We start from the raw sequence: 12,861 nt of genomic DNA on the forward strand, positions 1-12,861 counted from the left end.
TTTTTAACCCTCCTTGTATGAATTGGTATGAGTATATGCCCATAAACTGAACACTGCAGATAGAATAAAAATTAAAATACCGATAACAGAAGCTAAATTGTAATCCATAGTATTTACAGTCAAATTATAAAGCCAAGTTACAAGTAGATCTGTCGATCCAGCACCATAATAATTTGAATTTGTAGGTCCACCACCAGTTAATAGGTAAATAACATTGAAGTTATTAATATTACCAATCAACTGTTGAATTAATGATGGCATCATAACAAATAAAATTTGTGGAAAAGTGATTTTCATAAAAATTTGAAATTTATTAGCACCATCCATGATGGCTGCTTCAATTTGTTCCTGATCAAGATTTTGAATAATACCAGTTGTAATCAACATTGTGGCTGGAATACCAATCCATAGGTTAACTATGATGATTGAAAACTTAGCCATTGTAGGATCTGTTAAAAATGGAATTGATTTACTTATCCAACCCCAATTTTTAAGCATTGCGTTAACAGGACCAGCATCATTTAACAAATTACGCATGATTAATAGAGAAATGAACTGTGGAACGGCCATTGTCAAGATAAAAATCGTACGCCATACTTTCTTAAATTTGATTCCTTTAGTATTGATCAACAAAGCCAAAATAACACCTAATAGAAAACATGATACGGTGGCTACAAAGGCCCAAATTAATGTCCAACTCAATACCGGGAAGAAAGTTGAAGCTATATCACCAGTAACAACTTGAGAAAAGTTATGAAAGCCTACCCAACTAAACAAATTCTTTGGCGGTAAATTATTATGATCATAATTGGTAAATGCTATTGCAATCATGTACAATAGCGGCAAAATTGTGAAGAACAACACACCTAATAATGGAATTGTCATTAGAGTCTGATGGAATCTTTCATTCAAGAGACTTCTAAGATCATCCTTCAAAGATGGAATTGGCTTATTAGCAGCCTTTAGTTCAAAAATATGTCTAGCACTCTTTAAATTAACTACATAGAGTATTACTAAAACGATACAAATCAAAATTGCTGCGATACCAAACAATAGGATAAGCATCGAATTGTCGCCTTTTTGCAAGACGTCCATACCCAATTTAGAACTATAAACCAATCCTTGTTTCTTGGTTCCTAACGACTGTAACATCGCTAAAGCATGAATACCATTGCGAATTAGCCAGAATATAAATCCAACTTCAGCAACTAAAAATATTAAACCTTTAAGAATTTGTTTATTTGCAAAGTTTGAAAAGCCCATAATTATAAACGAAAGCTTCTCTGGCAATCCGCCCTTCGTAAACAATTCTCTAAATGTTATATGTTGTTCCGTGGAATGTTTCTTAAACATATAATCGCACCCTTACTTTTTTTTTAGAGAAAATTGTTTTAATTTGACTTCTTTGATGCAACAGAAACAACTTTATCTAATTTCTTTTGATAATCTGATGACTTAATCTTACCTTTGTAAGTATCATTAATGACTGAATCCATTTGTGGCCATAGATCTGTAATTTGTGGTACCTTAGGCATAACAACTGAATGATCTGAAGCTGACATTGTCATAACTGATTTAGCAGTTTCATCATCTTTAACTACTTGTAAATCTTGTGCTTTAGCGTTTGAAGGTACAACACCATTCTTTTCAAATTCAACTTTTTGTGTAGCTTCATTAGTCAAATATTTAGCAAGTTTCATAGAAGCAACTGGTGATTTAGTTTGTTGGTTAACACCGTAAACTTTAACACCTAAGAATGCCTTCATTTGAACATCGCCACTACCAAAGTTTACTGTTGGATATGGAGCAACAGCCATGTTCTTTCCTAGAGCCTTCTTAACATCATTCTTTGACCATGGGCCTGAAAGGAATGCATCTGTTTTTCCAGATTGTAAGTTTGATAATGCGGCAGCGTTTGTTTGTACAACACCTGAATTATCCTTTTGCTTTGCAATCCAACTTAATACTTGAATACCTTTTTCATTATTGAAGTTAGTGCCTTTAACTGTTTCACCATTCTTACCATAAAGAACGTCTCCATTACTCATGAACAATGGTGTAAAGATGTAATTAGCACCTGCTTCAGCAAAGTTTGTACCTAACTTACCTTTTGATGTTAATGTATCCCAACTCTTAACATCTTCGGCTGATAATTTAGCTTTATTATAATAAAGAACTTGTGACTCAATACCGTAAGGGAATCCGTAAACTTTGCCCTTCCATGTAACACCATCAACAGCTGACTTAACATCATTTTTCTTGATTGAATTACTGTATTTCTTTGAAACTGGGTAAAGTAATCCGGCATCTGCCATTTGACCAACTTGATCATGTGGCATCATGAAGACATCAGCAGCCTTATCTGGATCTTTTGAAACATCTTTCAATGCATCAGCTGATGATCCAGCTTTAATCGTAACGTGTACCTTAGGGTTGGCTTTTTCAAATTTCTTAACCTGACCCTTGATAGCAGCGATATGCTCAGTATCAACCCAAAGCTTAATATTTTGAGTATTACTACTACTACTTGATGAACTACTGCTCTTGCTACCACAGCCTGCTAAAACTACCATGGACATGCTAAGAACTAATCCACCTAAAAGAATCTTTTTCCAATTCTTCTTCATGTTTCTCTCCTCCTAAAAAATATCTAATCACTTAACAACTTCTATATTACCTATTTTTTGAAAAGTTGCAATCGCTTTCACAATGTTACCGCTAACAGAATTCATTATTGTCATTTTCTTATAAAAATCTACCTTTAATTATTTAAAGGTATAAAAAATAGAAGCCCTCAACGTTTGTGAGTGCTTCTTTTTTTAAAATCAATAACTATCTGAGTTCTCCCTCAATGATGATAGGGTCATAATCAATAGTTAAAATACCATTTTGTACATTAACTAGTGAATTATCGATCAAATTAGTATAATGATCACTTCTGACATTGACTTTGGCACGCCCCGACTGTCCTTTCAAGGTAAATAGTCCGACTCTAATCTTGTTACCTAATTTATAGGTAACTTTAACAACCTCATTTTCCAAAGCTTTAATATCATAAATACCTTCATATTCAATTTGATCTTGACTTAATTCATGCATTCTTTCCATTAATGCACTAAGATCCATTTTCTGATCTTTCCAATTAACTTTATCTTTTTCAAATAGACTTGGTGTATGCTTCATACCTGCTTCTTGTCCAGCATAAATTAACGTAGAACCCTTTTGGAATTCTGAAAAAGCTGTCCAATTGAACATATCATTCTCATTAATAAATAATTTATGTGCTCTAACTTGATCATGATTCTCCAGAGCTCTCATTTTAATGTAATTTTTAGGATAAATATACTCTTGTTGATTCAGAGCTTCTACGTACCGCTCCAATGGAACTTTGTCATTAATATATGCATGCCATATCTCGTCAATATCATAGTCATAGGTCATATCAAATGCTTGATACATTTCACTATCAGATTCAGCACAATAACCTCTGTCCCGTAAGTATTTAATATAGCCACCACCAGAAGTTTCTGCTAGCCATATCATATCTGGATTAACCTTAGCAACATCTTTGCGAGCTTCTTTCCAGAAATCAAGCGGTACTTGTGGTGCCACATCGCATCTAAAGCCATCCACTAAATCAGCATATTTCTTTAAAGTCTCAATTTGATACTTCCATAAATCTTTATGAGAATAATCTAATTCCGCAACGTCAGTCCAGTCAGGGTTCTTGTTTAAAAGATTCCCCATATCATCGCGCAAGAACCAACCCGGATGTTCTTTTAAAAGAACTGAATCGCGTGAAGTATGATTATAGACAATATCAATCATCAATTTCATACCCATATCGTGAACAGTTTTTGAAAAATGAACGAAATCATCCCATGAACCAATTTTAGGATCAATTGAACGATAATCCTTAATAGAATATGGTGAGCCTAATTTACCTTTACGATCCTTTTTACCAATTGGATAAATAGGCAATAGCCAGATATAATCTGTTCCTAACTCCTTAATACGTTCCAAATCGCTCTCAAGAGCTTTCAAAGTACCCTTCTTAGTATGATTTCTTACAAAGACACTATAAATTTGAGCTTTTCTTAATTCTACACTTGTATTTTTTGCCATAATTTACACCCCTACTATTTTTTTGATTCCAAAGCACAGCATCCCCATGGATCAATGGTTACATTTCCATCAGATACTTTGACAACATGGTTAGTTAGCATTTGCTTCCATTTTCCCTGTGGTAAATGATAGGTTTTAGCTTCAGTGGAAAAATTAACAATGACTAACCCCTTGTCAGCATTCGTTTGTCGTAAATAAGCATATATTTCTGGATCAGTGATCAACAATTGGTAATCACCATTAGTAAAGCAATCATCTTTCTTTAATGCTAATAAACTTTGATAAAAAGTAGCAACGCTAGTTGGCTGCTTCAATTCCTGTTCGACATTATTCTCATCAGTCAAAGCCCAATTCCACGGTTGTTTCTTTGAAAATCCGTGATATTTGGAGGTATCCCATTGCATTGGGCCTCGAGCTGTCATTTCGTCTTGATTATTCAATAATTGCAAAATAGTTTTATCATCAAAGGATTTTTTACGTAGCGTCTTTATTAAATCCACAGCTCTTTGATCATTGAAATCATTAATATGCTGGAATTTTAAACCATGCATACCTAATTCCTCACCATAATAAATTACCGGAACACCTCTTTGTAAAAACATCAACATCGCTAATAGTTTAGCTACATCCGTATTCTCAACTGGTAAATTTAATCGGTCCAATACTCGACTAATATCATGGTTGCCCCAAGTCAAGGTTGGCAAGCTAATTCCATTAAGAATACTTTCCCAAGTAACGTAGGTTTTTTTTAAGCAATCCAATGATAGTCGTCTAGTTTGAAAGAACCCAGGGATCTCTGAATTACTATCATCGTACACTTCACCATAATTCCCCGAATTAACAACTACATCACAGCCATCTTCATTAGGTCTAGTGTATTCAGCAGCATCACGAGCCTTGGCAGAAGATGCTTCACCAAACAAAAAGGTATCAGGCTTATAAGCTTTAATGTCCCTAACAAAATTTCCTAAGTATTCTTTTACCTTTGGTAACCTTGCATAAAAGGTATCATCAGCTGGATACTTTTCATTTGTAAGCAAAGAATTCTGCTCCAAATTAGCCTTAGCTATGTGAATAAAAGCATCCAAGCGGAATCCATCGACGCCCTTTCCAAGCCAAAACTTACCAATATCGGCAATTGATTTTTGTACTTCCGGATTTTTCCAATTCAAATCTGGCATTCGCTTATCAAATAAGTGAAAATAATAGTCATTTTCATTATTTGGATTCTTTTCCCAAACACTTCCGCCGAAAAATGAACCCCAATTATTAGGTTCATGTCCATCTACTTCTTGATGCCATATATAATAATCCTTAAAAATACTATTAGGATTATTAATAGCGTCTTTGAACCACGGATGTTGATCGGAAGTATGATTAATTGGTAAATCCAAAATAATATGTAATCCTAAATGATGAGCTTTTTGTATCAATTCTGTAAAATCATTCATATCCCCTAAAATAGGATCTATTGCAAAATAATTAGACACATCATAACCATTATCAACTTGTGGTGAAACAAATATAGGATTAAGCCAAATAGTATTACAGCCTATACTTTTAACATAATTTAAATGCTTAATTACTCCTCGAAGGTCTCCAATACCATCATCGTTGGTGTCCTGAAAACTTTTGGGGTAAATCTGGTATATGATTGCTTTATCATACCAATTCACAATACATAGCCCCCTTCTTGTAAACCCTTACATACCAGTATAAAAAAGTAAGCCCCACTATAGCAAGGCTTTAAACGATGTTATCGGTAACAATTTAATTACGTAAAGTTCCTCCCAAACTAATTTTAGGTTCAAAGACAAGCGAGCCTTGGGGAGCAGCATTCTGGATCTTATCTAAAAGATTTTCCCCACAAGCACTTCCCATTTCAATGATAGATTGCTTGATTGTCGTAATCTTAGGCGAAGCTATTTGATTCAAAAACACACCATCAAACCCTGTAACGCCAAAATCCTCAGGAATTTTACCGCCACAACGAATAATACCACGTTCAATACCAATAGCTAAACGATCGGATGCACAAATAAAAGCCGTATTCTTAGGAATATTATCCCAATTATTCTCCACAAATTCTTCTGACATGTGACTATGATTTCCAAAACGATGCAATTCTGGAATCATTTGTTTCTCCTGAACTTGCTGGAGATAACCAGCCTCACGAGAATATTCAAATGATTCCTTACTGTCGATTCCAATATAGATCAATTTTTCATAACCCTTTTTCAAGGCTAACTGTGATAACAGATACGTACCTGCTTTATTATTAGTATCAACATAATCCAAGCCATAACGATTCTCGCCAAATAAAATGACTGGCTTTTTCAACTTTTTTATCCACTCAACATCATTTATTCGCATTCCCGTAATAATATACCCATCACAATTCCCAATATCGAAATTGCGGCGAGTAACTAGTTGCAATGAATACTGATGCAAATCCAAAATCTTAGCAATTCCAATCATCAAATTCATATAATATGGTTCAGTCGTATCAATGTCCTCTAGAATGCATAACTTAACAATTCTAGTACTATTATTTGCCAAAGCTTTGGCAATCACATTAGGATGATAATCTAACTCCCGCATGGCTTCATAAACCACTTGCTTCAACTCATCAGTGACCTTATCCGGATGATTGATTACTCTCGAAACCGTCATTTTTGAAACATTGGCTTTCTTTGCTACATCTAATAAAGTAGTCATGAGTTCTCCCTCCATACCACAATTTTATTATAACAATATAAAAACCCTTTCAGTGCTATTTTTATATATTTTTCATTTTACACATATATTCATTAAATTTGATTTTAAAAAAAGATCAGTTCTGTCATCCATTTTTTGATGGTTGACTAAACTGATCTTTTTGATATTTATAACTTTAATAACATTCATATCCTTTAGCTTTTTTGAATTCTCAAAATCCTTACATCATAACCTTGTAGAACAATCTGCTTAGATATAACTTTCTGTGACAAAAGATCCAAACTTCCTGGATAAGGATTATCAATTTTCTTAACTTCAGAATCGGTATTAATAATAAAAACAAATTTAGTATCATCGTTTTGTCTTACCATTACTTCTACATCATTTTTACTAGAATCAGCTTTCAAACCAGCCTGTTTTAAGATATCAGTCAAGAAATAATCCATAGCCTTATCATTCAAACGTGTTCCAGAATAATAGGCATATCCTTGACCAAAATGATTTCTCGTCAAGGCAGAGTAATTCGAATAGAAAACCTCAGTACCATAATGAGCTAATGATTGAGCAGTTTGTGGTTGAATCAAATCACAAACCAAACTCCCATTTCCAATCTTTTGACTATCATTTTCAAGTGTATGTTGTGTTTCAAACGGTAAGGCGTCAGTTTCATCATATTTAAGCCCTAGAACATTCTTCAGTAATCCTGGATAACCACCTAAATACACATTATCATTTTTATCAGAGATCCCTGAAAAGTAATCCGTTACAAAAATTCCACCTTCATTAACAAAATCTTCAATTCTTTGAGTTAAAGATTCGGAATTAATGTACATATTTGGAGCTATAACAATCTTATATTTTTTAAAATCAGTCTCTTTTGAAATCATATCGATACTAATTTTCTTATTATAAAAGGCCTTATAGTAATCATGAATTCCATTGACATAATTGAGATTAGTTGTTGGACCCATACAATCTTCTAATCCCCAATAACTATTCCAGTCAAAAATAATTGCTACTTTTGAAGAAATTTTTGATAATTTTATTTCATCAGGCAAATTATATAATTCTTCACCTAATTGTTTTAATTCTTTAAAAACTCTCGTTTTGGTTGAATCACTATGGGAAATCATGGCACTATGAAATTTTTCAGATCCATTGCGCGATTGTTTTAATTGGAAAAATTGAATTGTTTCTGCACCATGAGCCATTGCCTGATAACTAAGCATTCGCATCTGATTAGGAAATTTTAAAGAATTAAATGGTTGCCAATTTTGCTGACTAGGAGTCTGCTCCATTAGCATAAAGGGCTTTCCTTTTAGGCCACGCATCAGATCGTGTTGCATTGCAGTATAGCTCGCAGGGGTATCGAAACTAGGATAATTATCCCAAGAGACTACATCCATTTCTTTTGCCCATTTGAAATAATCAAGATCCTTTTGTGAACCCATTAAGTTCGTTGTAATTGGTCGATTATCATATTTTCTTATGATATCCCGTTCCATCTTAAAGTTATTCAACAAACTATCAGATTGAAATCTACGATAGGCTAAGTCTAATCCTGACAAAACTGATTTTCCATTACTAAAGGTATCTCCTAGTCTCATCGGTGGCATGATTTCATCCCATTGACGATAAGTATGACTCCAAAAATTAGTATTCCAAGCGCAATTAATTTTTTCTAAATCATTATCATATTCCTTTTTAAGCCATCTACGAAATTCTCTTGCGCAATTATCACAATAACAATAACCATTATATTCATTAGATATATGCCAATGAGTTATATTTTTTACATTTGAATAACGCTTAGCTATTTTTTCGACTAATTGAGCTGCTAATCTTTGGAAGCTTTTACTATTAGGACACGCATTCTCACGTTTGCCACCAATCTGTCGATGCCCATTTGTGTCTACCCGATTGATATCAGGATATTTTTTTGTCATCCAAAAAGGAATTGCCCCAGTAGCAGTTGCCATAACTATTTTTATATTGTTTTTCTCCAATAATCTCACAATTCTATCAAGTTGTGAAAAATCAAACTCATCCTCTGTTTGTTCCAATAAAGACCAAGAAAAAACATTAATCGTTGCTGAATTAACATCAGCTAGTTTTAATTTATCCCAGTCAGACTGCCATGAGCTTTGTGGCCATTGCTCCGGATTATAATCACCACCATATAAAATAGACATAGTTTTACCTTTACCTTTCATAATTAATTAGAGATTAATCTAACACAGATGACACACATAGTAATTAAGGAAAGCAATTTAAAAATGCTATATTTTGAAACTACTTATATAAACTTCTGAATTTTCCCGGTGTAACTTTTTCACTTCGTTTAAACATTGATATAAAGTAACTATTAGTATTGAAACCAACTTCTCGACTAACTTCATCAACTGACAATTGTGGTTCATTCAACAATAATTCTTTAGCCATTTTAATACGATAATCAATCAAAACTTGATGAGGCGAACTACCATAATTATTTCTAAAGGCTTCTAAAATATATTGCAAGCTATAATTGGTTACACTTACAAAATCGGTATTAGATAGGTTCTCTTGATACGATTTTCTGATTAAATTTAAAATAGGAATAATTATATTTCGATTTAATAAATAATTTCTTGAATTAATAGCACAGTATTTTTTTACTAATAATAGGAATTCGTAAACTAATGTAGACGAATCATATATATTTAACCGATTATTTTCTTTAAAATCCTTATAATGATTTTCGATGAAAGCTTGAAGTTTGATTTCTGGAGACTCAATAAAAAGATAGTCATGAAATCCTAAAATCTGGGTAATCTCAGAAATTAGTAGTCCTCCAAATGTAAAATAATTGGTTAACCAAGCTCCTTTTTTAGAGTAATAAGAGTGGGGAATATTCTGATTAATCAAAATACCCTGATTCTTTTTTAATACGATCTCTTTACCTTCAATTTCTACTATTCCAACTCCAGAATAAGTTTGTAACCAATGAACATAATTATATCCTTTCGGTCTAGATAGATTCTCTTGTCGCCACTTATATCCGATACTGTCAACATATAGTGGTAAGGATCTATCCTTTGTTTTAAAACTATATCGCATTATTTCACCTTCAATATTTGATATTTAGGAAGCATTATCTGTAATTACAATACCATTTTAGTATGTTAAATTGAAGGTAATTAGAGGAGAGGAAGGCTTTGAAATGAAAGTGATTACAAACTGGTTTCAAAATAGTTTTAGTCCTGCACTGGCTAAATTAAGCAACATGAAATATATGCTGGCACTGCGTGATGGCATGATTATCACAGTGCCGTTTACAATTTTTGGTAGTATCTTTATGATCTTAGCAAATTTACCAATTCCAGGTTGGACACAATTAGTAGCCCCATTTCAAGCTCGATTACAATCAGCTGTAAGTATAGCGTTTGGTATCTTAGCTGTAATTGTAGCAATTGGAATGAGTCACGAAATGGCCAAATTGAATAAAATTGATACTCTCACAGGCACTGCAATTGGTGTTTCAGCTTTTTTACTTTGTATGCTGAACAATAAGTTTCAAATTGATCCATCAACTTTGGGTTCAGACGGAATGTTTACTGCAATTATTGTTTCTATTATTTCAAGTGAAATAGTAGCCTTCTTTATTAGAAAACATATTGTTATTACACTACCAGACTCTGTTCCTCCAGCAGTCGCAAGTTCATTTGTGGCTTTGATTCCAGCTTGTGCTTCATTAGGCTTTTTCTGGATTATCAGAGTTTTATTCAATATTAAAATAAATGCAGTTATTCAAGCAATTTTTTCGCCACTTGTTGGTGGTCTTAATAGCTTTTGGGGAGTGGAATTTGCTCTATTCCTAACATTAATTCTTTGGACTGTTGGTATACATGGAAATAATGTTTTGGGTGCTGTTGCCTCACCCGTCTATACCTACTTTTTGATGTCAAATATCAAAGATGTTTCAAAAGGTATAGCCCCGACTCATATCACTGCCGATGGTTTTCTTGATTTCGGAATGAATATTGGTGGTACTGGTGCTATATTAGCTTTAGTTATTTGCTGTCTATTATTTGCCAAAAGTAAGCGCTATAAACAACTGGCAAAATTGGGCGCCATTCCCTCAATATTCGAAATCAGTGAACCAATTATGTTTGGATTCCCAGTAGTTTTGAATCCTACTCTTTCAATCCCATTTATCATTATTCCTATGGTTCTCCAAGGAATCACTTATTTCTTGATGAAAGCACACATAATTGGTATGGTCATCGCACAAGTTCCATGGACAACGCCTATTTTTATTAATGGCTACCTGATAACTGGTGGTGACTGGCGTGCTCCCGTATGGCAATTGATAGAATTAATAATTGCCGTCGCAGTTTACTTACCATTCTTTAAAGTACTTGATAGATCTGCTTACAAACAAGAACATGTTACTAATGATTAGGTAAAAATATTAATAATAAATAAAAGGCATCAGGATAGATCAAATTTTTGATTTGTCCTGATGCCCTCTTTGTTCTAAATATAATTAAATTTATTTATTATAAAACAACATAAATAGTCAACATGTTTGAACATCTTTTTCAAATGGATCAGAATTTACTTGGGCATTGAATGGGAAGGTGATTTAATTGCTGATATATTTACTAGCCGCAACTATTTTTATAGTTCAATGTTTTATTATGTTCTATATATATGTAAAACAACATAAGCGCTTTGTTGAAAAATTGAAAAATGCCTATCAACCAGATCCAGATAAGGATAATTTCTTCTATTTCATGTTGTTACCATGCCTAAATGAAGGAAAAGTTATTCAAACTTCATTAAAACGTTTGCTTAAACTTAAAGGACAAAAAGAAATTATTGTTATTGATGATGATTCAATCGATGACACAATTTTGCAAGCCAAAAGATTAAAAGGACCAATCGCTATTGTTCAACGTAAGTTACCTAACGCTCGAACTGGCAAAGGTGATGCTTTGAATAGCGCCGTACCAACGATTCAAAAAATCATGCGAAATAAAAAGCTTGATCCTAAAAATTGCATTGTTGGTGTCTTAGATGCCGATGGAATTTTAAGCTCCAATAGTATTTGTAAACTAAATCAAGGCTTTAGAGATCCTAATGTCGATGCTATTCAATTAAGAGTTAAAATGCAGCATCCTAAAAAAATTTTACAAACATTTCAGGATATTGAATTTTTTGTCATCAATCATTTGATTCAGCTTACAAGAACATATCTAAAAGCTGTTGCTTTATGTGGCAACGGCCAATTTTTCCGAGTATCATCAGTTTTCAAGGCCTTGGGAACAACTCCTTGGGGCAATGCTCTTCTGGAGGACTACGAACTAACCTTACGAATGGAATTACACGGATTAAAGATCAAATATATTGACGAAGCATATGTTGAACAAGAGGCACTTTTAAGTGTTAAAAAGTTGATCAAGCAGAGAGCTAGATGGGCTCAGGGAGGCTGGAATTGTTGGAAATATCTCAAACCTATTACGTTCTCCAAAAAAGTTACTTTAAGTCAAAAATTTGATACCTACTTTTTCTTCATCCAACCACTTATCAATATTTTTGCTGATTTCAGTATTATCTATTTAACCATTAAATTTATTCTCCATTATATTTACAATCCTAAATTTATTTTAACTATATTTATTTTGATGTTAATTTCAAGCTTTTTCTTTGGTACCATCTTTACTATTATTTACATCAGAGAATTAAAACTGACTGACAAGGCAAATTTAACTATCCATGCTAGCGATGTAATCAACGAAAAATTTCACGTAAGAAGAGCTCTACTTTCCATCGGATTAATTTCCTACATTTATATTGTTCTCTTCTTTAGTCTAATTATCTCCGGTTATCATTTATTGGTCGGTCACACTAGTTGGGATAAAACACAGCGTAATTAAATTTATTGCTTTGACAAATTTCCATTAATATTTTTTCTAGGCATCAAATCAATTTTAATGTAGCAAAGATTGTAAGATTAAATTGCTTATGAAATAA

Annotated in this window: 9 protein-coding genes; 2 read left to right on the plus strand and 7 right to left on the minus strand. The window is 33.1% G+C overall.

Going from position 1 to position 12,861, the window contains the following annotated elements; all coding sequences use genetic code 11:
* Window positions 1-3 precede the first annotated feature (3 nt).
* The 7 genes from LA20249_RS03595 to LA20249_RS03625 form a co-directional block, all read right to left on the minus strand.
* Window positions 4-1,353, minus strand: a complete 1,350-nt coding sequence (locus LA20249_RS03595; RefSeq protein ID WP_057740303.1) for a carbohydrate ABC transporter permease — start codon at window positions 1,351-1,353, stop codon at window positions 4-6.
* A gap of 38 nt (window positions 1,354-1,391) precedes the next feature.
* Complete coding sequence (locus LA20249_RS03600; RefSeq protein WP_057740300.1) at window positions 1,392-2,627, minus strand: extracellular solute-binding protein; 1,236 nt, start codon at window positions 2,625-2,627, stop codon at window positions 1,392-1,394.
* 205 nt (window positions 2,628-2,832) lie between these two features.
* On the minus strand, window positions 2,833-4,125 hold the full coding sequence (locus tag LA20249_RS03605) for an alpha-amylase family glycosyl hydrolase (protein WP_057740297.1): 1,293 nt from the start codon (window positions 4,123-4,125) through the stop codon (window positions 2,833-2,835).
* Between the two features lie 14 nt (window positions 4,126-4,139).
* Window positions 4,140-5,801: a glycoside hydrolase family 13 protein gene (locus LA20249_RS03610; protein ID WP_057740295.1), complete on the minus strand. Its 1,662-nt coding sequence runs from the start codon at window positions 5,799-5,801 to the stop codon at window positions 4,140-4,142.
* A gap of 94 nt (window positions 5,802-5,895) precedes the next feature.
* A complete protein-coding gene (locus LA20249_RS03615; RefSeq protein ID WP_057740292.1) occupies window positions 5,896-6,843 on the minus strand; it encodes a LacI family DNA-binding transcriptional regulator in 948 nt (315 codons plus the stop codon).
* Window positions 6,844-7,037: 194 nt separating this feature from the next.
* Window positions 7,038-9,035 (minus strand): beta-galactosidase, encoded by a 1,998-nt coding sequence (locus tag LA20249_RS03620; RefSeq protein ID WP_057740289.1) that lies wholly within the window; start codon window positions 9,033-9,035, stop codon window positions 7,038-7,040.
* A 100-nt stretch (window positions 9,036-9,135) separates the two neighbouring features.
* A complete protein-coding gene (locus tag LA20249_RS03625; RefSeq protein WP_057740286.1) occupies window positions 9,136-9,942 on the minus strand; it encodes an AraC family transcriptional regulator in 807 nt (268 codons plus the stop codon).
* Between the two features lie 103 nt (window positions 9,943-10,045).
* On the opposite strand from LA20249_RS03625, the gene LA20249_RS03630 reads away from it, so the two are divergent.
* Together LA20249_RS03630 and LA20249_RS03635 are read left to right on the plus strand one after the other, a co-directional pair.
* The gene (locus LA20249_RS03630; protein WP_057740283.1) at window positions 10,046-11,287 is read left to right on the plus strand and encodes a PTS sugar transporter subunit IIC; all 1,242 of its coding nucleotides are present in this window, start codon (window positions 10,046-10,048) and stop codon (window positions 11,285-11,287) included.
* Between the two features lie 187 nt (window positions 11,288-11,474).
* Window positions 11,475-12,764 (plus strand): glycosyltransferase, encoded by a 1,290-nt coding sequence (locus LA20249_RS03635; protein ID WP_057740280.1) that lies wholly within the window; start codon window positions 11,475-11,477, stop codon window positions 12,762-12,764.
* Window positions 12,765-12,861 lie beyond the last annotated feature (97 nt).

The sequence above is a fragment of the Companilactobacillus alimentarius DSM 20249 genome (assembly GCF_002849895.1).
GTDB lineage: Bacteria > Bacillota > Bacilli > Lactobacillales > Lactobacillaceae > Companilactobacillus > Companilactobacillus alimentarius.